The sequence below is a fragment of the Blautia marasmi genome, assembly GCF_900258535.1.
In the GTDB taxonomy this organism is placed as follows: Bacteria; Bacillota; Clostridia; order Lachnospirales; family Lachnospiraceae; genus Blautia; species Blautia hominis.
In genome coordinates, this window is record NZ_OIWX01000001.1 from 42,164 (window position 1) to 65,636 (window position 23,473).

Genomic DNA, 23,473 nt, shown 5'->3' on the forward strand with positions numbered 1-23,473 from the left:
ACCCTCCCTTTACGGTGTCTGAAGAGAACCGTCTCTCAATCTTGTCTGTGTCCATGTAGTGATCGTCTTCTCACATGGATATTTTTCTGCCTCCTTCTCATCCACATCCACGCCAAGTCCCGGTTTGTCATTGGCATATACATAGCCTTCGTAAAATTGTGGCAGTCCCGGAAATACGTCCAGCAGGGCACCGTGGGGCCCCTTCAAATCCTGTATCACAAAATTAGGCGGCTCAATCCCGGACCATTCCTGCACCCCAAAGTTAGGTGCTGCCAGATCAATATGAATGTTTGCCGCATGAGCCAGAGGAGACATATCCCCGGGTCCGTGCCACGCAGTTCGCACACCAAACTGTTCCGCAAAAATCTGCAGCTTTCTGGCCGGTGTGATTCCCCCAATCTGGCTGATATGTACACGAATGAAATCAATCAGCTGTTCCGCAATGAGCTGTTTCCACTCTCTGGGATTATTGAAAAGCTCTCCCTGGGCAATGGGGATGCTGGTCTGCTCCCGCATATTTTTCAGCCAGTTTGTCTGTTCCAGGGGTACCGGGTCCTCCAAGAAAAACAAATCAAAGGGCTCCAGTTCTTTAGCCAGTTTGATGGCTTCCACAGGAGCGATCCGCTCATGTACATCATGTACCAATTCCATGTCATACCCGATCCTGTCACGGATTTCCCCAAAAAGCTTGACTGTGTCGCGAACATATTTTCTGGAATCCAGATACATGCCGTCATGCGCCCCCACAGGTGCTGTCTTAGGTGTCTGTCCGTAAGGGGTCCCACCGTAGCCGCCGCACTGGCAGCGCAGATGTGTAATGCCCATCTCTTGAAATCTATGGATATTATCGCAGATTTCCTCGATATCTCTCCCGTCCACATGGCGGTAAACCGGTATCCCTTCTCTCATCCTGCCTCCGAATAGCTGATACAGCGGCATATTTGCCATCTTTCCTTTGATATCCCACAAGGCCATATCAATACCGGATATGGCGTTATTTTCAATGGGACCGTTCCTCCAGTAGCCGTTTTGATGCATGAGCTGCCATAATTCCTCAATGTTCTCCGCATCACGCCCCAGAAGAAGCGGTTTCAAATACTCCTCAATCAAATGTTTGACCGTCAAATGACGGTATGCAAATGTGGCACATCCCAAACCGTACAATCCCGGCTGATTTGTCTCCACCCTGACCACAACAAGGTTGATACCCTCCGGCGCCGTACATATGACCCGAATGTCCTGAATTTTAACTGACATCTTTCTCCTCCTATCACTTGTCACTCGTCATACAAGTTAGCGTATGAAATCATGACCGCTCCTGTCTTTTCCCCATATAACTGCCTGTTCCATTATCAAAACAGGCAGTAATCCAACTTTCATATCTGCCGCTCTGAAATGCACAACGTTTCCCATCCGGCAGAACTACTTACAGTTTTTTCATGGCAGCATCCAGATGCTCATACATAATATCATGGGCCACATCTGCATCCCTGTTTTTGAACGCATCCAGAATCTGAGTGTGATAATGAATACCTGAATCATAACCAAACAGTTCATTCATCTGTTCATGATTCTGCCTTGTCTCCTGAAAAACTTTGTGAAGACTTTTTTCCAGTAAAGGATTGCCGGTTGAACGGCAGATGACCTCATGGAACTTCAGGTCTGCATTTACAAACTTTTCCCGGTTTCCCTGAAACATCTGCATCTGCTCCAGATATGTCTCCAGAGCGGTCATAATCTCAGGGGTAGACTTTTCCACCGCCAGTCTGCAGGCATCCGGCTCCAGTATCTTTCTGAATTCCAGCACTTTTTCAATATCCCTGCAGTCCTCCGATGTGATTTTGTTCTCAGTCTCATCCCAGTTTTCCACACGGCTGTTGATCAGATAGGTGCCTTTTCCATGCACACTTTCCAGAACACCCAGGCCAATCAGGTACTGCAGCGCGGTTCTGATGCTGGAACGGCTCACACCCAGTTCTTCTGTCATCTGATTCTCTGATGGTATCTTCTCCCCAACGGCCCAGTTTCCGGATTCAATATTCTTCTTTAGATAATCCACCACCTGGCTGGTTACATTGACACGTTTTATCTTCATATCTCTTCCCTTCGCCTTAACTTGTAGGACAAGTGATGAGTTCATTATAATCCTTTTTCCTTTTCTGTCAATATTATTCGGAGATAATTTTACCACAGCACTATGTTTTCGTAAATAATAGACAAAAGCAGCCAGCACAACTTAGTGAAATTGACGTAACCGCTCGGTGAGCCGAACGGTTACAAACTGATTTTACTTCTCTTTATTTATACAGCAGCAGTCTCCCGGATGCTCTCCCTTCTTCAGCACCCTGTCTTCCTTCGGCACCCTCAGTGCACGTACTGCGTTTAAGATGGCAATGACAGATACGCCTACATCCGCAAAAACAGCTGCCCACATGGACGCAATTCCACAAGCTCCCAGAAGCAGCATAATGCCTTTGACTCCCAGGGCAAATATTATATTCTGGCGGACAATCCGCAGTGTTTTTCTTGAAATGCCCATAGCTGAAGCGATTTTTAACGGCTCATCTGTCATAATGACAATGTCTGCCGCTTCGATGGCCGCATCAGACCCCAGACCTCCCATGGCAATTCCGATGTCAGCCCTGGCAAGTACAGGGGCATCGTTGATTCCGTCCCCAACAAAGGCCAGCCTGCCCTTTTCGCTTGTCTCTGCCAGCAGTCTCTCCATATGCTCCACTTTATCCGCAGGAAGCAGTTCTGTATAAGCCAGATCCAGCCCCAGTTTTTCTGCCACTTTTTCTCCCACAGCTTTCGCGTCTCCGGTGAGCATAACGGTTTTCCGGACACCGGCTTTTTTCAGTTCCCTGACTGCAAACGCTGCATCCTCCTTGATCTCATCCTCAATCAGGACAGCCCCCCGGTATTTCCCATCTTCGGCAACATACACAACTGTACCTGCTTCGGCAATAGGCTGAAACGGTATGTTTTTTAATCTCATCAGCTTTGTATTTCCGGCCAGTACCTTTTTCCCATCCAGAGAGACAGAGATGCCATGGCCCGCGATTTCCTGCACATCGGTAACCCCAAACCGCTCTGTGTCTTTTCCGTATGCTTTCACAATAGACCTGGAAATGGGATGGCTGGAGTCTTTTTCCGCACAGGCGGCCAGTTCCAGCAGTCTTTCACCAGAAATCCCCTGGGGATAACATCTTGTCACAGCAAAGGACCCTTTTGTCAGTGTTCCTGTTTTATCAAACACCACGGTCTCTGCTTTTGCAAGAGCTTCCAGATAATTGCTTCCCTTGATCAGCACACCACATTTTGAAGCACCGCCGATTCCTCCAAAGAAACTCAGTGGAACAGAGATCACAAGGGCACACGGGCAGGAAATCACAAGGAATGCAAGGGCTCTGTGTATCCATGGTGTAAATGCCTGCCCCATAAGCAGAGGAGGTAAAACAGCCAGCAGCGCGGCCGCGGCTACGACAGAAGGCGTATAATATTTTGCAAATCTTGTGATAAATGCCTCGGATCTTGACTTCTTACTGCTGGCATTCTCTACCAAATCCAGTATTTTAGATACCGTTGATTCTCCGTAAGGCCTGCCTACACGGATTCTCAGCGTTCCTGTCTGGTTAATACACCCACTGATAACTTCTGCGCCGGCTCCGATTTCCCTGGGCATGGATTCCCCGGTGAGCGCGGAGGTATCTAAAGTGGAATTTCCCTCCAGAACCGTTCCGTCAAGAGGTACCCGTTCTCCCGGCTTCACCAGTATCACATCTCCTACAAGAACTTCGTCCGGGTCAACTCTGGTTTCTTTTCCTTCCCGCACCACATTGGCATAGTCAGGCCGGATATCCATCAGCCCCGCAATCGAACGGCGTGATCTGCTGACAGCGTAAGACTGAAATAACTCTCCCACCTGATAAAACAACATAACTGCAACGCCCTCTTTGTAGTCTCCCAGGCACATAGCACCCACAGTGGCTACTGTCATCAGGAAATTTTCATCAAACACCTGACCGTGGAGAATATTGGAAATGGCTTTCCAGATAATGTCCCACCCGATCACTGCATAACAGACCAGAAATCCTATAAATTTCCCTGTTTCATTCATGGGAATCCATAAAACCGGAAGGAAAATAAGAACAGCCGTCAGAATCCTGTATAATTGTTTTTTCTGTTTTTTGGTCATTTTTCTCATCCTTTCTTTGAATAGACAGCGGCAGTCCCGCAGGCCTGCCGCCACTGACTTAGATTTTCTTTACTGTGATATCCGGTTCGATTTTTCGGATCAATGTAACCGCTTTCTCTGCAATCTCCTGAAAGTGCTCCTGATCTGCCTCTAAAACCATTTTTTGATTCAAAAAATTCACTTCAGCACCGGCTACCCCCTCTATCTTTCTCACGGAGTCCTCAATTTTTGCGGCACAGTGTGCACAGTCTAAATCTAACAGCTTAAATGTTTTTTTCATAACTTTATTCTCCCTATTAAATATTTTTTCCTTCATATGAACACTTATTCATATATTCATATATAATATACAAAGTATTTTCGGTTCTGTCAATACTTTTCTTTAAAAGACAATTAAAAAACAGAGCGGTCAGCGCTCATTACAAGCTGCTGCCGCTCTGTTTCAGGTTAAAACTTATTTAATAGTGCTCATTGTCTTCACTCTCACCGGCAAAGATCCACACCGGTTTGCCGCCCTACTTGTTTCTTTTTCTTCTGGATGCCAAAAGATAAGTAATCCCGGCAAGCGCAATCCCTCCAGTTCCTATAAACAGAGCAATGGGGGTGGAATCTCCTGTTTTTACGCCGCCTGTTTTTATCTTAGCTGCATTTCCCGCATTGGCCTTTGGATTCTTCTTATTCCCTGTGTCTGTGCCGTTATTCGTATTTTTTTCCTTATCAGATGACTCTTTCTTGTCTGCCGCCTTCAAACCTTTCACTGCTTTATCAAGAGCATCCGCAGCGGTATCGACTTCTTCCTGGGATGCCTCTTCGGAGGCCAGCAGACTTTTTGCCGATTCCATCGCTGCCTGCAGTGCCTTCCAGGATTCCTCTGTAAAGTCTTCCTTATTAAGCTTTGACGCTGCATTGAACAATTGCTGCAGACTGCTCTTATCCGCAATCTGAGGCTGCTCCGCTTGTACAAGGCCTTTGATTGCTGTGAGAAGTGTATCTTTTGCCTGGTCGATTTCCGCCTGACTGGCGTCTTCTTTCTGAAGTACCACACCGGCCTGTTCTTTTGCCGCTTTAAATGCCTCCCAGCTCTCTTTTGTGTAATTCTCCTCCAGATATCCTGCACACACATCGTACACATTCTGAAGGGATGTCTTATCTGCCTGTTTTGCAGCATCCTCTTCCCTTACCAGTTCTTTTGCCGCCTGAAGGAGTGCGTTTGCTGCCTCATCTGTCTTCTGCTGGTCAGCCAGCTCAGAATCCAGGACCACTTTGGCTGCCTCCTGCGCCTTTACAAGCTTTTCCCAGCTTTCTGCTGTATAATCACTCTCTGACAGAATGCCCGTCATCTTATAAAGATTCTGCAGTCCTGTCTTGTCCGCCAGATTTTCCTTCTGGATCTTCACCAGGCCTTTCATGGCGCTGTAAAGTTCCGCGGCGGCAGCATCTATCTCTGCCTGGCTTATATCCGCTGCCGTATCCTCGGATTCCTCCTTTTCTGCTACAATTTCTGTAACTGAAAGCTTCTGAAGAAGTGCCTCTGCTGCCTGCTTTTTCTCAGAATAAATGCTCCAGTTGTCCTGTGTATAATTTTCCTCTCTGTACTGTACACAAAGCTCCAGAAGATTGGAAAGCCCTATAATCGTTCCACCTTCACCTATTTCCTGAAGTTCCAGCCCGGCCACTGCATCTGTCACTGCCTCTGCTGCTCTATCCACATCTGCCTGAACAGCCGAGTCATTTTCCAAGACTGTCTGCATATTGTCAAAAGCTGCCTGGCAGATATCCCTGGTTTCTCTTGTATAAATGCTTAAATCCTTTTCCTCAAATACGGAAGCGAGAGCCTGCAGATCGGTTTTATCCGCCTTTGCGGAAGCAGTCAGCTTTCCTGCTGCCTCCAAAATTGCATTGGCAGCTTCATCCACAGATACCTGTGTATATTCTCCCTGTTCCAGGAGATTTACGGCTGCTGAAAGTGTCTGCTCAAAGGCAGCCCAGCTATCTTTCGTATATTCTTCCGGATTCTTGCTCTTATTCAGACCAATCAATGTTTCCAGCACATCTGTATGTACGGATTTATCAACTCTTAAGTTCAGTACAGCCTCTACCAATGAATTTTTTGCGTTCTTCACCATTTCCGCATCTGCTTCCTCATTTCTGATGACTGCATCTGCCCGGTCAAGGGCTTCCTGAAAGGCCCGCCAGCTCTCCTCTGTATATTTTTCGGATTCTTTATCCTTGTTTGCTTCATACAGACGGATAAGTTCTCCCTTGTCGGGTTTTTCACCGATCTTTGCAATACCCAGAAATGTAATGACTGCCCCTTGATTTGTGGAAGCGTAGACATTAAGCTGTACCTCTGTCTTTTCCTCCAGGGTGAGCCTACCGCTGCCTATTGCATTGGGGCTGTAGCCATTTCCCACAGACAGTCCTTCCGCGATCATAACGGACTGTGACTCACCGGCTGCTGTTGTATAAACAGCTTCAAAATTACTGGTACGCGGGCCTGACCACCACTCATGGGACTGCACTGTAATATCATATTCCCCTGCATCCAATGTAAATTTGTAGGCATAGCCTTTCTCTTTTCCTGCTGCATTGACTCCATAGTATCCGGTAGTGAATTTATCAGCATGTTCCCCTGTCTTTGCTCCATCATATCCACTTAAGATACCCCAGCCGCTCTCCTCAGAATAGGCCTGGTCAGATACCTGATTCTTCAGCACAATTCCTGACGCAGCTACTGCATTGAGTGCCCCGGAGCCTGTTCCCTGTGTACCGCAGTCAATAAAATAGATCAGGTTATCCGGAATCACTTCCACACTGCAGCTCACTTTCAAATCCGTATTTCTCACTACTCCCTCTACAGAAACTGTACTGTAAGTGGAGGTGAACTGTTCTTTTGAAATATTCCAGTCAATCTCTGCCTCTGCGGACAGACCTTCCTGTGTCTCCACCATCACTACAGGCGCCAATGCCGGAAGTGTGCCCGCTGTAGTTGCCGTATCACTGACCGCTCCCGTCACTTTCACCGGAGTCCCGGCACCCTTTTTCAACCCCTCGTATGCAGTCTTGAGCGCTTTTACAGCATCTTTATATTCCGACTCTGCCGCTTCCCCTTTTTCCAGAATTTCTTTTGCTGTCTTCAGTGCTTTCTGGAATTCTTTATAGGAAGCTCTGGTGTAATAGCCCTGCTCAACGGATTTGTACTGTTCATATAAAATATCCAGGACTTCATGGGAAGCCGTTTTTTGAGAGGCATAGACTTCCACCTCTACCAGTCCCGCTGCCCAGGCCGCCCCATTGCCGTTATGTGCATTGACCACATTGTCCACGGTCAGTCTCACATAACGGTAGGACCCGCTTACAGGATTGCTTCTAAAGGCAGCAGTTGTATTGGAGGACTCATCCAGAATCTGTTCCCAGTTTACTTTGTCATTGCTTCCCTCCACACGGTACTGGTAATAAGTCTCGGAGCCGTTGCACAGACGTGTGGAAAGGTCAAATCTGTTTAGATCATATACCTCTTCCAGGTCAATCGTGTAGGAAAAGGGCACGGATGCAGGCGCAAAATAGTTGCTGTTCCCCCATTCCGAGGTCGTGTCACAAATGCCGTCCACAGCCTGCTCTACCGGATGAGCATCACTACCTGCCACGCTGGCCTCCGCTGTTTTTCCCTGTGATACCAGTTCGCTGTCCGGAAGCTCAACTTTACCGCTTTCTGCATTAAATGACCACTCATCCACATAATCCATGGATGCGGCAACCCCATCCTCCCCGGCTTCTATATTGAGCGGAAGCCATACGAATGTGGATTTTCCCAACGCACCGGGATTCCAGCGGTCACCCATATAAATGTACTGTCCGTCCCCAATCGCAGCGATATTGGTTGGCTGGCTGTAAAAGGTTGAATTGTTTCCAATGGTTTTCAGTTCATCTGCCGGTGTCCATCCGTTGGGATCTGTGATATCTTTTGTATACCCGTACATGGACTGATTGGGATACCAGCCGGACTGGCCTGAAGTCACCAGCACGTAATAATCCCCGGATTTTACAAGGGCAGGAGCCTCCCTTCCTGCTCCCATCCAAAACTGGTAACTCTCCTCAGGAATTACATCCATACAATCCTGGGTCAGCTTATAAAGTGCCATATTATGACCATTGGCGGAAATCAGATATGCCTGGTTATGTATCGTTCCATCCGCATCAGTTTCCGTATCATTGTAAATAGTCATATCCAGGGAACGGTTGGTAGTTATCTCATATTCACCGGTTTCCGCATTATAAGTTCTGGACTTGGGATTGAATCGATCTACAAATTCGTAATCACCGTTGACCGTATCACATTTGGCTACGATCAATTTTGATTCTCCATAATCTTTGCCATTTTCCCAATGTGCCCACAGTACAAATTCCGATCCATTATAAATCAACTTTGGACGCTCTATGGTACAGAAGCCTATGGTACCGTCATCATCCGGCGTATCCGGTGTCAGAATCATGTTCTCAAACTTCCAGTCTGCCAGGTCTGAGGACGAATAAAGGGCAATGCCGCTGAAATTGGCGTTCTCCTTGTACTCCCCTACCCAGTAATATCTGCCCCCATACTCCAGGATATTGCCGCCGTGTCCCTGAATGTTCTCTCCACGGTCATCATACCACAATGCTCCGTTTACAATGGTGTTCTGCTCCGTCTGTTCTGCATCCGCCTGCACCGGAACTGTCATTCCGCCGCCTGGGAATACTACGCAGACCGCCAGCAGGGCACTCAGGAATTTTGAGCGCCGCTTTCTCTTCGCCTTTGTCTGTTCCATAACTCTCTCCTTAAAAATTTATTCAAGCACATCCTGTCCCAAGGCTTCGGATGACCGGATGATCACTTGCTATGTACAGTATGGGGACGCCCTTCCCCTTTGAAATCGGTTTCAAGATATACAAAAAAATAGTGCTGGAATATATAAGATTTTTCCTTGTATTTCTGCATTTTATTTCCGAATTATTTTTGAAACCCATTTCAAGCAAAATTATACTATCCCAAGTAATTTTTTGTCAAGCTTCTTTATGCAATCTAACCCTTTTTTTTAATTTTATATTGGATTTCTCCTCAAAATCGCTTAAAATAAAACTAGAAAGGATGGAGTTATTTTATGGAGAACACACAACAGATAAAAGAAAACCCTTTGGGATTCAGTCCCATTGGTAAATTACTGCCCAAATTCGCAGTGCCGGCCATTATCAGTATGCTGGTAAATGCACTTTATAACATTGTGGACCAGATCTTCATCGGGCAGGGTGTCGGTATGTACGGAAACGCCGCAACCAATGTGGCTTTCCCTATCACCACCATAACCACGGCGATCGCTCTTCTTATAGGGATCGGAGGAGCATCCAACTTTAATCTGGAACTTGGACGCAAGCATGAAGAAAAGGCAAAGCATATTGCAGGCACCGGGTTTGGCAGTCTGATACTGTGCGGCATTGTCCTGATAATCATTATCCGCCTGTTTTTAAAACCGCTGATCCTGGCCTTCGGTGCTACCCCCAAAGTTCTGCCTTATGCCATGACTTATGTGGGTATCACTACCTGGGGTATCCCCTTTTTTATGCTGACAACCGGAGGCAACCATTTAATCCGGGCAGACGGCAGTCCCACATATTCCATGATCTCCATGGTCTCCGGCGCACTGATCAACACAGTGCTGGACCCTCTGTTTATCTTTACCTTTGGCTGGGGGATCGCCGGTGCTGCATGGGCAACCGTGATCGGTCAGGTTTTTTCTGCCTGTATGGTCCTCTTCTATCTTCCGCGGTATAAGACCGTACATTTGAAGCTGAAGAATCTCATTCCCAGGATGTCCTGTGTGCAGGCTATCGCCTCCCTTGGAATGGCCTCCTGCTTTAACCAGCTGGCCCTCACTGTGGTACAGATAACCATGAACAATGTCCTGCGCCACTATGGTTCACATTCCGTTTACGGAAGCGACATACCTCTGGCTGTGGTAGGGATCGTGGCCAAAGTAAACATGGTGTTTCTGTCCATTGTCATTGGGATTGCCCAAGGATCCCAGCCTATTGTGGGGTTCAATTACGGAGCCAAAAACTATACCCGTGTAAAAAAGACCTATCTGTGTGCTGCCGGAACTGCAACCATACTGGCTGTTGCCGCCTTTATATGTTTCCAGCTTTTCCCCCGGCAGATCGTGGGACTTTTCGGTTCCGGAGATAAACTCTATTATCAATTTGCCCAGAAGTATTTCCGCATTTTTATGTTCTGTACTTTTTTAAACGGCCTGCAGCCGGTGACAGCAAACTTTTTCACCTCCATCGGCAAAGCTGCCAGAGGCATCGTGCTCTCCATGACCAGGCAGATCCTGTTTCTGATTCCGCTGATCCTGATCTTCCCGCTCTTTATGGGAATTGACGGAGTCATGTACGCAGGTCCTATCGCAGATGGGGCTGCCGGTATTCTGGCTGTTCTTCTGGTTCGGAAAGAGATAAAGCGGATGCCTGCGGACGGGGAACTGCCGGCATGAGAAACATTCGGTTTGTCAAGTATCCTGTACCGGGCGGTCACTCTTGTCAACATTGAGCTTTTTGTACTGTTTCGGCGTTATATGGTGGTACTGCTTAAAAATTTTCCCAAAGTAGCTGCTGGTCCCAAAGCCGGTCTCCACAGCCACCTCCAGGACACTTTTATCCGTATAGCGCAGAAGCTCCTGCGCCTTCTGAAGGCGCAGGGAAACCATAAATTCCCCGGGTGTCTCCCCAAGACTTGTCTGGAACAAGCGGTAGCACTCCCGCTGACTGATATGTATGCTGGAAGCAATGTCCTCTACTGTTATCTTCTCACTGTAATGTTCCTGGATATAGGACAGCATCTGTTTGATCCGTTCGTCCTCCAGGGTATTGTACCCTGTTCCCTTCTTATTCTCATCCATGGCCCAGGAATACACAATCTCCCAGAGTTCTGAAAAAAGGCTTCTGAGGCGCAGCTCAAAAAAACGCTCCCCTTTGATGCTCAGCTCTGCGCCTTCTCTCATTTTTTCTAGAAATTTGGCGCTCCCCGCATCGTAACAGTAAAGCGGCACTGCATCAAGCTGTCTCTGTTCCAACACCGGAGCTATATATTTAATGTCCAGTATACTTCCGGAAGCACCCGCCAAAAAAGACCGGTCAAAGAACTGGGACTGCAGTCTTACATCCTCCACAGGCTTTAGGGGATGGAGATAATGCAGGACACCGGAATTGATAAAGATCCCGTCTCCTTCATGCAGTATAAATTCGTGATGATTGGTTTTATACTGCATACTTCCCCCTAAAATATGCCCGAACTCAAATTCATCGTGCCAATGCCAGGGAATATCCCCAAAGAAATACGCCTCCGGCCTTGGCACATACAGTCCATAGTGAAGCATCTGGTTTTGAAATACGATTTTCTCTTTTTTTCTTCCATCTATATCAAATTTTCTGAATTGTACCATAGGCCCCTCCGTAAATGGCAGGATTTTTATATTTTCAGGCAGTATGATTATTTTTATATACCTAAATCCACAGTATAATTATATTATTGCAAGACCGAAAAGGTCAATAGAAAATACGCTTAACACGATCAAAGGAGGATACACCTATGATTTATTATGTAGCCGCAAATGCTCCGAGAAACGGATGCGGTACAAAAGAAAAACCGTTCCAGACCATCAGCGAGGCAGCTAAGATCGCTTGTGCAGGTGATGAAGTCCTGGTAGCCCCCGGTATCTACCGGGAATATGTAAATCCGGCAAACGGCGGTACAGATGACCAGAACCGCATTGTATACCGCTCTGAGGAGCCGCTGGCCGCTGTCATAACCGGTGCAGAACCTGTAAAAAACTGGACGCAGCACCAAGGCAATGTATGGATGGCCCGCATCCCTAATGGAATCTTCGGCAGCTACAATCCCTACACCACAGTGATCGCAGGTGACTGGTACCGCGCTCAAGAACCGGTCCATACCGGAGAAGTATACATAAACGGCAAATCCATGTACGAGACATTTTCACTGGAAGACGTGGCAAACCCGACCGTATACAAAGGCTCCTGGGACCCGGATTTTACCCTCTACAAATGGTATACCGAACAGGACGGTGCCTTCACGGTAATCTACGCCAATTTCCAGGGCGCTGACCCTAATGAGGAAACTGTTGAGATCAATGTGCGCCGAAACTGTTTCTATCCGGATAAGACAGGTGTAAATTACATCACCCTGTCCGGATTTACCGTAAAACAGGCAGCTACTACCTGGGCGCCGCCCACTGCTTACCAGGAAGGCATGATTGGCCCTCACTGGTCAAAAGGCTGGATCATCGAGGACTGTGAAGTCTCTGATTCCAAATGCTCCGGTATTTCCCTCGGAAAATATCTGCAGCCCAACAATGAAAACAAGTGGACCACCAAATTCTATAAAGACGGCACCCAGACAGAACGTGATGCTATCTGCCAGGCACAGACAGAGGGATGGACCAAAGAGAACATCGGCTCTCACACAGTCCGCCGCTGTAACATCCATGACTGTGGGCAGACCGGAATTGTAGGACATTTAGGCGGTGTGTTCTCTGTCATAGAGGACAACCATATTCACCATATCAATAACAAACAGGACCTGGCCGGTGCGGAAATCGGCGGTATCAAAATGCATGCTGCCATTGATGTGATCATCCGCCGCAACCATTTCCACCACTGCACCCGTGGTCTGTGGCTTGACTGGCAGGCACAGGGAACCCGTGTCACACAGAACCTGTTCCACGACAATGTTCCGCCAAAAGGTACCAAGATCGCCAATGGACTGGCTCTGGCTGAGGATATTTTTATAGAGGTTTCCCATGGTCCCACACTGGTTGACAACAACCTGCTCCTGTCCGACTGCGCATGCCGCATCAGCACACAGGGCACTGCTCTTGTACACAACCTGATCGCAGGCTCCTTTACCTGGGTAGGCGCCGGAGTGGATAACGGCGGTCAACATCTGCCTACCCCAAGATATACACCATACCACGTTCCGCACCGCACAGAGGTTGCCGGTTTCATGACCATCCTCCACGGTGATGCACGCTTCTACAACAACATATTTGTACAGAAGGAAATCCGCCGGGACCTGGTTGCCTATGCAGAGGCTGAAGGCATGGGAACCATGGATAAATACCAGTTTATCTGCGGTACGAAACCGTACGACGGATATCCCACGGCAGAGACATACTTTGGACGTTTCAACGCAGAGACTGCTGTGGACCACGACAACAAAGACATCTATTATGACCATCTTCCTATCTACACCGGAGGCAACGTATACTTTAACGGCGCGAAACCGTGCGATGCAGAGGAAAATTATAAAGTGGATGAGGAACACAAGATCACACTGGAATTGAAAGAAGAAGGCGGCGAATACCGCCTGGAGACGAATCTGTATGAATTCCTTCCAAAATTTGAGACCCCGTTTGTGAGCACGGAAATGCTGGGTGAGGCTTTTGAGCCGGAACAGAAATTTGAAGCGCCTGACGGAACTCCTATTGTGTTTGACCAGGATTATTTCGGTAAAAAACGCGATATGATGCCTCTTGCAGGACCTTTTGCCTGCGGATGTGAAGCAGAGGATGTATTATAAGCACTTCCCGCACCTGACCGGACAGCCTGTTCTATAAAAGAACAGGCTGCCTCAGTAAGGGGCTTTTTTTCATTTCCGACAGGAGTTTTTCGTCACTCCACAGGGCGTTGTGGCCGCCCAGCCTGATATTTGGCTTATGTCTGCCATGAAAATCACTGCCGCAGGTAACAAGAAGACCGCCCTGTATGGCAGCTTCCAGATAATGCCCCGCTTCTGCCCTGCTGTGATAAGAAGAAAATGCCTCAATCCCGTCAATCTTCTCCTCCATTATTCCAGCCAGCAGTTCATCATCCCCTTTCAGGTTTTGGCCCGGATGCGCAAGAACCGCCATGCCGCCGGCGCTGTGTATCAGAGCTGCGGCATCAGGAAGGGAAAGATAAGAGATCTCCACATAGGCAGGCTTTCCTTTGGAGAAAAAATCCCAGTAGAACCGCACATTGGGCATATCACTTTTCTGTCCGCCGGGAAGATAAGGTACCAGTCTCTCATCTCTCTCTGCTTCCTTCCGTCCCAGGACATACGCAGCGATCTGCTCTCCTGTCACAACACCATTTTCTGAGTCTGCAAGAATCTTATCTGCATCAACATAAATGCCGGATGCCTGCGAAAACAGCCGGATCTTTTCCTCTGCTGCCCTTCTCTCCTGGTTGAGGATATCCTGTTCTATCTCCCAAAATTCCTCCCGGGACACATCAATGCCATATCCCAAAAGGTGAAAATCATGCCCCCTGTACACACAATCCAGCTCCACACCGGATATGACCCGGACAGAAACAGCTTCCTCCATAGCTTTTGACACGCCACGGACAGAATTATGGTCTGTAACAGCAATCCACTCCATCCCGCCGGCCTCACACTGTCTGACAATCTCTCCCGGAGAAAATTCTCCGTCATCACTAAACTTGGTATGGATATGGAAATCAACCTTTGACATGGACACACACCTCCCTTTTTCCCTGCAGATGGTAGTAAATCACCTGCAGAAGCAAAATACCCGCTGTGGATATCAGATATAGACCACGTATCCCGTTCATAGCGGCAGCAGATCTCACGGCAGCACCTGACTCCAGAATGCCTTTTACGGCCCCACCGATCATTGGCCCCAAAATAAATCCAAGCCCGATCATTGCTGTATAAAAGTTGTCATACAGAATTCTGTTTCCTTTTGGCATCAGCTCATATCTCCTGTTAAAAACCGCAACCACAAAACCGGCATTCGCGGCGGAGGACACGAGAAACGCCGCCGGTATAAACAAGAACCAGTTTTTTGGCGCTGCAAAAGACATGAACAGTGTCTCCCCGGCAAACAGCCACACCGAGGTTTTCAAAACAAACGCATGCCCCCGATTATCACTGATCCTTCCCCAAAAGCCCAGCAGCACAATCTGGGGCAGAGAAATGATCATATACATTGCTGTCACTGTTTTATAAGGCAGCGCCAGATATTTTATCATATACACCATGGTAAAACTGTCTGAAATATTAAGAAGCAGATAGAATGCCAGAATATAGATCACAAACCCCATAAAAGTCCGGTCTCTAAGGGGAACCTTCAGCGCGTCCCGAAGTCTGCACCCCATCCCGGCAGGCCGGTACGGGGCACCATCCGGTGTCCGCAAAAGCAGTATGATCTCAAAGACACTCATCAGGGCTGCCGCGCCAAATAAAACAACAAATCCCAGGTACTTTCCCTTCATATGATCCATCCAGATACCACCTGTCACGGACAAAATAACGGTAACACTCAGGGTGAGTGTCTGTCTCAGTGATATGTACTGACCACTTTTCTTTTCATCTATAAAGCCCATCATCCACTGGTTCAGAGCCACCGCTGCCTGGGCCTGCAGTGTAAAAGCTGTAACCACAGCCAGGATAAATGCCGGAATCTGTATCTTCCTTGGAACCACAGCCGGTATGATGACAATAAAAAGCGTAGCTGTTCTGGACAACACCGTAAATATGACCGTCAGCCGCTTACGGCTCTGAAACCGTTCCAAATATGGTGCAAGCCCAAGGATCAGCACACCACAGATATTTACCACCACACTCAGATAACTGACCAGCACATCCCCTGCCCCCATAAGAAGTGCAAACCCACTCAGGAATACACCGCTGGTCAGATAAGTAAATGCCGTTCCGAACCCAGTCTGCACAAAGAAACAGACCCGGGGTCCGGTATCAAGGATTTTCTCTCTCTTACTCATAAACATGGCTGCTCCTTTACAAACTGTACCTCGTCGAACATTTTCCCGGCAGTAAGACTTGCCATACCGTCAAAATAATCCTGCCACACATCCTTAGAATAGAGGATCTCAGGCAGAAGATGCTTCGGCAGAAAGGCGGAAAGGCCGTCACCAACAGGCCCGATACAGTTCTTCCGCAGACTGGGACCGCCAAGGACCACATACTGCGGATTCAGAATTCCGCAGATAAAACTGATGACTTGGACCACCAGATTTACATATGTGACGTCCTCCATAGGCTCTGCCATACAGGCATCCAGCGTCTTTCCGTGTTCCATGGGCAGCAGTCCCAGCTCCCCCGCAAAATTATTATTTCCGTGGACAACCCTGCCCCCTGCGATAAAGCCTGCGCTTACACAGCCCTTTTCAAAATAGAGAAATGCCATATTCACGTTATTCGGGTTCTCACATGGAAACTCCTTTGCGTAACACCGACCGAATCCGATGGCAGTGGCATTTAAATCATTTTCCAGCACTACTGGGATTTTATACCGTTTTTCAAGGTTGTCACCTATATTTACTTTATATAATTTCCCGTCAGTCTCATTGGTCCTCCAATACCCTCCCCCTTCCACTGCTCCGGGCACGCCAATGCCTATGGACTTGAGTTCTCTTTTTTTGACCAGCTCATCCAGCCAGTCGGTGACGGCGCTCTCAAAATCACCGTTGACCGCCTGCAGCCTTGTTTTTTCCACGATCTCGCCGCAGACATTGATCAGCAAACCGTAAATCTGGTCTCCTGTGATACAGAAAGCTGCACCGTAATACCGATCGGGCCTGAATCCATAGCGCTCCGCTTTTCTTCCTCCGCTGGACTCATCGTATCCAACACTCTCAATTTCTCCGTTCTGCATCATTTCAGACAATAGGGAACGGACTGTGGTGGAACTGATCTTTGTCTCATAGGCAATCTCTGCCCTGGTGGCAGTTCCTTTTGCTTTCAGGACTTTCCGTATGAGGGAAAGATTTGCCTGTTTTAATACTTTTGGTCTGGCAGTCAGAGTGTCCATATGCATTCTCCTTTTCACTTTTATCGTATACTTTTATAAGTTTATGATAAAAGTGTATAACAAATGACATTCCCTGTCAAGTTCCTTTTTTACCCATTTGCAGTTTACTGTTACTATCACGGCTGCTATCCCGCGAGGTATTTTTATGCGCTTGCGCATGAAAATACCGAGGCAGTCAGCGCGATATGGGGCAGAATGCTCCATATCTGTGCATCGCGAAGCGTGTTACTGTTGAAAGAACTGCGTTTTTTGCAGGGCTGTGAATAAACAGTTTACTTTAAAAGCCCGCACACCAGCACAAAATAATGAGGCAGCTTCCCCTCTTCCATCCATTCCAGCTCGATTCCCATGAGCTTACTGAGCGTAAGCCCCACATTGCCTCCGATGGATTCTATGGAATAACGCATCTTTTCCGGAAAACGACATGCTTTTTTATCTCGTCTGGTACAGTTTCCTTGACACAGATTGCAGGAACCTGCTGACAGGCTGATACTTCCCGGATATTCCTTTTCTTTTTCCCAGAGTATTTCCGACAACTTTCCCTTCTCCACACGGAGAGACTGCCCAAGGATCTCCTCCTGCTCCTCCTTTGTAAATGCCTTTCCCGCAAATTCCTCGTCAAAGATTATTTTAACGGCGGTCAGTTCCAGAGTCTTGTATTTTCTCCAGTATGATAAAACGTCAAAATCGTAAGACGGGCAGGACCATACCGTATCGTAATTCGGACATGTTCTGCAGCACTCTAGAAACGTGTCCACATCCACATAACCTTCTATGTAGTCTTCCACCGGTACCACTGCTGTGTAAGTTTCTGTTTTGTACATATCATACTCCTCCTTTTTTCTTATAGTATAACACTTCCGTACAGGCAGCACCACGTTAATCATTACTTCACGTGTACAATACCGATAACGATACAGGTACAGAGGAACTGGCTCACATGGAAATGGTATCCACCATTGTGCACCAGCTCACCCGCAACCTTTCCATGGAAGAAATAGAGAAGTCCGGTCTTGGCCCGTATTATATCGACCATACCGTAGGCATCTGGCCGCAGGCTGCCGGAGGTATCCCCTTTAACGCCTGTGAGTTCCAGTCAAAAGGAGATCCCATCACCGATTTATTTGAAGATATGGCTGCTGAACAGAAAGCACGCTCCACTTACGACAACATACTCCGTGTCATCAAAGACCCGGATGTTATAGACCCCATCCGCTTCCTGCGAGAAAGAGAAGTTGTGCATTTCCAGCGTTTCGGAGAAACCCTCCGTTCTGTGCAGGAAGAACTGGACTTTAAGAACTTCTATGCCTTTAACCCCAGCTTTGATATGCCCGCCAAATGCAGCTGCGATCCGGGATGCAGCAAATGACATATATGCGCCGGGAATTATTAGAAGCCATGCAAAAGGTAGTCACCACAGCACCCGAAGCCTATTCCTTTGTATATGGCGGAAAGAAATACCCCAATATCAAAGGTTTCGTATACTTTTTCCCGTTGTGGGGCGGTACGGTTGTCCTTGCGGACATTGCCGGACTTCCCACTTCGGAAGCTGCCTGCCAGGAAAAAGTCTTTGCCTTTCACATTCATGAAGGCTCCTCCTGCGAAGAAAACGCAGAGGGGGATTTTCCTCTTACCGGCAGCCATTTAAATCCCAAGGATTGTCCGCACCCGGAACATGCCGGGGATTTACCTCCGCTCTTTGAAAATGACGGCTATGCACTTTCTATGTTCTATACAAACCGGTTCGTTCCGGAAGAAATCATAGGCCGGACGGTAATCATCCATGATAAACCTGATGACTTTAAAACACAGCCTTCAGGGGATTCCGGCAGCAAAATCGCGTGCGGGGAAATAAAAAGCAATCTGGAAGATTAAAAAACAGCTTTTGATCCCATAAAAACGGCATCGGCAGATGAACCTTCACCTGCCGATGCCGTTTCTTTTGCAGTTATAACCGTATTAATTCCCGCAGTGATGGCCGCACTCATGGGTATGTTCCCCACAACTACCGCCCTCATGTCCGTGACCGTGATGTGCGCAGACTGTATCCGGGTCATAATTCAGGCTTCCGGCCAAAAATGCTTCCACCTGTGCATCCGCATTCCCGCACGCTCCCGGATAAAGCTGGATCCCCGCCTCCGCCAGCGCATTCCTTGCACCACCGCCGATGCCTCCGCAGATGAGCACCTGTGCGCCACACTGGTTCAGAAATCCTGCCAGCGCACCGTGGCCGCTGCCATTGGTATCAATCACCTCAGATGCCACGATCTTTCCATCCTCCACCTCATATACCTTGAACTGTTCTGTGTGTCCAAAATGCTGAAATACCTCTCCATTGTCATATGTCACTGCAATCTTCATGTTTGAATCTCCTCTCCTGATTGATGAAACGCATCTGTTCTGCCGCCGGTCATCCTGCCCGCAGATCCTATAGCTTCCGCCGCTGATTTCCAGAGAAGACGCCTCCACCAAAAAACGTGCCAGTTTCTTCCTGGCCTCTGCATAGACTGCCTGCACCGTAGCTCTTCCTACTTCCATCTGCACCGCACATTCTTCCTGGGTATACCCCAAATGATCGATCAGCCGGATCGTCTCATACTCATCAACCGTCATCCGAATCCGATGCGCAGGCCCGCCACCCTCACCGGGCACAAACAACCCGCACCCCGGCAGTCTGCAGATCCTCTTTTCCTTACTCGGCCTGGACATCTCCCCACCTCCCAACAACACTCCGCCTTTTCAATGCGTTTTTTTATTAACATATGCCCATTATATCACATTATTAACATATGTCAACTATATTTACATATGATTCGCCCTCCTCAATATCTCATACACATCCCCCTGATCCAATTCCTTAAACTTCGCCACACAAAACGTATCCTTCCCCGTCGCCCTCTCAGCCATATCCACCAACGCGTCTTCCGCCAGCACTCCCGCATCCAGTTCTCCCAGACACACAGGCATATTCAAACTTTTAAAATATCCCACAGTCCTCCTGATCCCCTCTTTAGCCGCCTCCACATCATCATCCTCCTGCACGCCCCACACCTTTCTGGCATACTGAGCAAACCGTGCAGGTTCTTCCATATACACATACTCTGCCCATGCCTCCCAGACAGCAGACAGACTGGCCCCGTGAGCCACATCGTATTTTACACTGAGCTCATGTCCTATTTTATGAGGTGCGAAATCCTTTTCTGCCCCAAGTCCTGTGATCCCATTATGGGACAGGCTGCTGCACCACATCAGCTCACTCATAGCCTCATAATCCGTCTGGTCCTCCCAGGCCTTTCTTCCATTTTCAATCACAGTCCTCAGAAGTGCTTCCGCGATCTCATCTGTCATCCGGTTTCCCTTTGTGTGGGTAAAATACCGGTCCAGCGTATGCATCATAATATCCACAATACCGCATGTCACCTGATATTTCGGCAGCGTGTAAGTAATCTCCGGGTTCATAATAGCAAATTTCACCCTGTTAAAATCCGTGCTCAATCCCTGCTTCCTTCCAATCGCTTCATTCGTCAGCACCGCGGAGTCACTCATCTCACTGCCTGCTGCCGCAATGGTCAGGACAACCCCCACCGGAAGACTTTTTGTAAGCGGCACTTTCTGCGTCCAGATATCCCAGAGTGCAGTTCCCGGATTTGCTGTTCCGTGCGCAATACCTTTTGCCGTATCAATGGAACTTCCCCCACCCACAGCCAAAATAAAATCCGCTCCAAAAGAAACCGCAGCCTCCACGCCAGCCTCCGCAAATGACAGTCTGGGGTTTGGCTTAACCCCGCCCCACTCTTTGAAGGCGATCCCCGCATCCGCAAGTTCCTGCTCAATGATGCCCAACAGACCACTTTTTTTCACACTGCCGCTCCCATAGACAAGAAGCACTCTGCTGCCGCCCCACTTCCTCACTTCCGCTGCAGTCTTCTTCTCCGCATCTTTTCCAAACACCACTTCTGTAGGCGCATAATAAATAAATTCCTGCATATCATTTACTCTCCTTTTTAGCATTTACAGACAGCTGTCTGTCTTTTCTCCAGTATACTTTATTTTCTCATCCATTTCCATGAAAAAGATATGATCATGCTCTAATAATTCAGGAAATCTCTTGTCATCCCCCCGCATAGAATGATAAAATAGATATCAGTTACTAATTAAATTATTTTGACTGAAATAGAGGAGGTTTTTACACAATGGAATACCGTAAATTTGAGAATCTGGGCGTATCCCCATCCCTTCTGGGCTTTGGATGTATGCGCTTTCCGCAGACAGCAGACGGAAATATCGACGAGGCTGAAGCCGAGAACATGCTGGACCGTGCACTGAAGGCCGGAGTCACATACATAGATACCGCCTATCCGTACCACAACGGGGACAGTGAACCATTTGTGGGCAGAGTCCTGAAAAAATATGACCGCAAAAGTTTCTATCTGGCAACCAAGCTGCCTGTATGGAATGTGAAAACCCTGGATGACGCAAAACGTATTTTCCAGGAACAGCTTGACCGTCTGGAAGTGGATTACGTGGACTTCTATCTGCTTCACTGCCTGGATAAGGAAAAATGGCAGAACGTTCTGGACCTGGGCATCATTCCTTATATGGAAGAAATGAAAAAAGAAGGAAAGATTAAATTCTTCGGTTTCTCCTTCCACGATGATTTTGAAACTTTTAAAACCATAGCCACTTACCGCAAATGGGATTTCTGCCAGATTCAGTACAACTATGTTGATACAGATATCCAGGCCGGAGACAAAGGCTATGAACTGACAGAGGGACTGGGCATTCCGCTGGTGATCATGGAGCCGGTCAAAGGCGGTTCTCTTGCCACTTTGCCGGACGCAGTGACAGAGCCCTTCAAAGATTACAAACCAAACGCCAGTATTTCCTCCTGGGCGCTTCGCTGGGTGGCCAGCAAACCAAATGTCAAAGTCGTATTAAGCGGTATGACTACAATGGAGCAGGTGGAAGACAATCTGAACACATTTGAGAACTTTACACCTCTCAATCTGAAAGAGAAGGAAATTGTAGCTGATGTGGCTTCTGCCATCAAACAGCGGACGAAAAACGGCTGCACCGGATGCGCTTACTGTATGCCATGTCCTTTTGGTGTCAATATTCCACAGAATTTCCGCATCTGGAATGATCTGTCCATGTATGAAAATAAGGAGCAGGCAAAACGTGCTTACTTTAATGACCTGACAGAGGATGCCCGTGCTGACCAGTGCCAGAAATGCGGCAAATGCGAGGAGGTCTGTCCCCAGGCAATGTCCATCAGGGATGATTTGGAACGCGTTAAAGAAACCATGGAGAAACTCTGATCTTCCGTATATTGTTCTCCTGATTTCCATATACTGTAAACGCCGGAGTGACCGTAAAGATACAGAACCGTTACACACCGGAAAGGTATAAAGGAGCATTGACACATGAAGGAAAAATTATCTTCCAAAACTTTAAAACATGCTGCCATCGCAGGAGCAGGTGTCTGCGTGGGGGCATCTTATGTACTCACCAGTTTTCTGCGCCGCTTTGCTCTCTCCCGCACATTTCCCATGTACCGGAACGAGCGAAAAAACACAGACAAGCCTGATCCCTTAGGTGATTTTCTCCGTCCCGGCAAGGAATGGATCAAAAAAGAGGCCTCCCCGGTGACACTCATTAACCGGGACGGCATGAAGCTGAACGGGCTTTTTCTTCCATCCATACAGGCGGGAAGCACACGCTATGTGATCCTCTGTCACGGTTACCGCAACAACTGCTGCGAACTGGGCGTGTACGCCAGACATTTCTGGCACAGGGGATATTCTGTCCTTCTGCCGGACGCCAGAGGCCACGGGGACAGCGAGGGCAAATACATTGGCATGGGATGGCAGGAGCGAAAAGATGTGCTGGAATGGGTTGATTTTCTTCGCCAGAAAGACCCGAAATCCCAGATTGTCCTGATGGGTATTTCTATGGGTGCTGCCACAGTCATGATGACTTCCGGCGAAAATCTGCCGTCTAATGTGAAAGCTATTATTGAGGACTGTGGATATACCAGTGTCTGGGAAGAATTCAGCGTGCAGATCCGTAATTATTTCCATCTGCCGGCCTTTCCCTTTTTGCACCTGTCCTCCCTTGCTTCCAGGATCCGTTACGGTTTCTCCTTCAAGGAAGCCAGCGCCATACGACAGGTGGCAAAATGCAACCGCCCCATTCTCTTTATACACGGGTCAAAGGATGCGTTTGTTCCGTTCTACATGCTGAACAAGCTGTACCATGCAGCCAAATGTGAAAAAGAAAAACTGGTTATAGACGGCGCGGGCCACGCACTTTCCTGTGCCACTGACCCCAAACTGTATTTCCGCACGGTAGACCGTTTTCTGGACAAATATATCATATAAGGTAAGGAAATAAG

At 48.0% G+C, this 23,473-nt stretch carries 18 protein-coding genes; 6 read left to right on the plus strand and 12 right to left on the minus strand.

From position 1 onward, the window contains the following. Window positions 1–9: 9 nt before the first annotated feature. The 5 genes from C6P39_RS00260 to C6P39_RS00280 form a co-directional block, all read right to left on the minus strand. Entirely contained in the window at window positions 10–1,257 is a 1,248-nt protein-coding gene (locus C6P39_RS00260; protein WP_104802378.1) for an enolase C-terminal domain-like protein, read from the minus strand. A gap of 169 nt (window positions 1,258–1,426) precedes the next feature. Continuing rightward, entirely contained in the window at window positions 1,427–2,095 is a 669-nt protein-coding gene (locus C6P39_RS00265) for a FadR/GntR family transcriptional regulator (RefSeq protein ID WP_104802379.1), read from the minus strand. A gap of 192 nt (window positions 2,096–2,287) precedes the next feature. Then, on the minus strand, window positions 2,288–4,198 hold the full coding sequence (locus tag C6P39_RS00270; protein WP_104802380.1) for a heavy metal translocating P-type ATPase: 1,911 nt from the start codon (window positions 4,196–4,198) through the stop codon (window positions 2,288–2,290). Between the two features lie 58 nt (window positions 4,199–4,256). Continuing rightward, entirely contained in the window at window positions 4,257–4,478 is a 222-nt protein-coding gene (locus C6P39_RS00275) for a cation transporter (RefSeq protein WP_095174314.1), read from the minus strand. A gap of 235 nt (window positions 4,479–4,713) precedes the next feature. Beyond that, window positions 4,714–9,003 carry a discoidin domain-containing protein gene (locus tag C6P39_RS00280; protein ID WP_104802381.1) on the minus strand — a complete coding sequence of 1,430 codons (4,290 nt, stop codon included), beginning with the start codon at window positions 9,001–9,003 and terminating at the stop codon, window positions 4,714–4,716. Window positions 9,004–9,336: 333 nt separating this feature from the next. Between C6P39_RS00280 and C6P39_RS00285 the strand changes: the two genes are divergently transcribed. Next, window positions 9,337–10,722 (plus strand): MATE family efflux transporter, encoded by a 1,386-nt coding sequence (locus tag C6P39_RS00285; protein ID WP_095174312.1) that lies wholly within the window; start codon window positions 9,337–9,339, stop codon window positions 10,720–10,722. A gap of 15 nt (window positions 10,723–10,737) precedes the next feature. Here C6P39_RS00285 and C6P39_RS00290 read toward each other — a convergent pair whose 3' ends face one another. Continuing rightward, a complete protein-coding gene (locus tag C6P39_RS00290) occupies window positions 10,738–11,670 on the minus strand; it encodes an AraC family transcriptional regulator (protein WP_104802382.1) in 933 nt (310 codons plus the stop codon). Between the two features lie 146 nt (window positions 11,671–11,816). Between C6P39_RS00290 and C6P39_RS00295 the strand changes: the two genes are divergently transcribed. Further along, window positions 11,817–13,826 carry a right-handed parallel beta-helix repeat-containing protein gene (locus tag C6P39_RS00295; RefSeq protein ID WP_104802383.1) on the plus strand — a complete coding sequence of 670 codons (2,010 nt, stop codon included), beginning with the start codon at window positions 11,817–11,819 and terminating at the stop codon, window positions 13,824–13,826. A gap of 31 nt (window positions 13,827–13,857) precedes the next feature. Here C6P39_RS00295 and C6P39_RS00300 read toward each other — a convergent pair whose 3' ends face one another. From C6P39_RS00300 to C6P39_RS00315, 4 genes are all read right to left on the minus strand, one after another. Continuing rightward, complete coding sequence (locus C6P39_RS00300) at window positions 13,858–14,760, minus strand: PHP domain-containing protein (protein WP_104802384.1); 903 nt, start codon at window positions 14,758–14,760, stop codon at window positions 13,858–13,860. After that, window positions 14,747–16,030: an MFS transporter gene (locus tag C6P39_RS00305; RefSeq protein WP_242986841.1), complete on the minus strand. Its 1,284-nt coding sequence runs from the start codon at window positions 16,028–16,030 to the stop codon at window positions 14,747–14,749. The genes C6P39_RS00300 and C6P39_RS00305 overlap by 14 nt, the downstream gene beginning before the upstream one ends. Beyond that, window positions 16,027–17,079: an ROK family protein gene (locus C6P39_RS00310; RefSeq protein WP_104802386.1), complete on the minus strand. Its 1,053-nt coding sequence runs from the start codon at window positions 17,077–17,079 to the stop codon at window positions 16,027–16,029. Before C6P39_RS00310 ends, C6P39_RS00305 begins: the two co-directional genes overlap by 4 nt. 272 nt (window positions 17,080–17,351) lie before the next feature. Further along, entirely contained in the window at window positions 17,352–17,903 is a 552-nt protein-coding gene (locus C6P39_RS00315) for a DUF2284 domain-containing protein (protein ID WP_104802387.1), read from the minus strand. 71 nt (window positions 17,904–17,974) lie between these two features. On the opposite strand from C6P39_RS00315, the gene C6P39_RS00320 reads away from it, so the two are divergent. Together C6P39_RS00320 and C6P39_RS00325 are read left to right on the plus strand one after the other, a co-directional pair. Then, window positions 17,975–18,448 (plus strand): manganese catalase family protein, encoded by a 474-nt coding sequence (locus C6P39_RS00320; protein ID WP_084043422.1) that lies wholly within the window; start codon window positions 17,975–17,977, stop codon window positions 18,446–18,448. Further along, entirely contained in the window at window positions 18,445–18,954 is a 510-nt protein-coding gene (locus C6P39_RS00325; protein ID WP_104802388.1) for a superoxide dismutase family protein, read from the plus strand. The genes C6P39_RS00320 and C6P39_RS00325 overlap by 4 nt, the downstream gene beginning before the upstream one ends. An 84-nt stretch (window positions 18,955–19,038) precedes the next feature. On the opposite strand, the gene C6P39_RS00330 is transcribed toward C6P39_RS00325, so the two are convergent. Together C6P39_RS00330 and C6P39_RS00335 are read right to left on the minus strand one after the other, a co-directional pair. Continuing rightward, a complete protein-coding gene (locus C6P39_RS00330) occupies window positions 19,039–19,788 on the minus strand; it encodes a NifB/NifX family molybdenum-iron cluster-binding protein (RefSeq protein WP_104802389.1) in 750 nt (249 codons plus the stop codon). Window positions 19,789–19,881: 93 nt separating this feature from the next. Next, complete coding sequence (locus tag C6P39_RS00335; RefSeq protein WP_104802390.1) at window positions 19,882–21,066, minus strand: iron-containing alcohol dehydrogenase; 1,185 nt, start codon at window positions 21,064–21,066, stop codon at window positions 19,882–19,884. Window positions 21,067–21,272: 206 nt separating this feature from the next. On the opposite strand from C6P39_RS00335, the gene C6P39_RS00340 reads away from it, so the two are divergent. Continuing rightward, window positions 21,273–22,397, plus strand: coding sequence for an aldo/keto reductase (locus C6P39_RS00340; RefSeq protein WP_104802391.1), 1,125 nt, complete (start codon window positions 21,273–21,275; stop codon window positions 22,395–22,397). Between the two features lie 105 nt (window positions 22,398–22,502). Next, window positions 22,503–23,459, plus strand: coding sequence for an alpha/beta hydrolase (locus C6P39_RS00345; RefSeq protein WP_104802392.1), 957 nt, complete (start codon window positions 22,503–22,505; stop codon window positions 23,457–23,459). The last annotated feature ends 14 nt before the right edge of the window (window positions 23,460–23,473 follow it).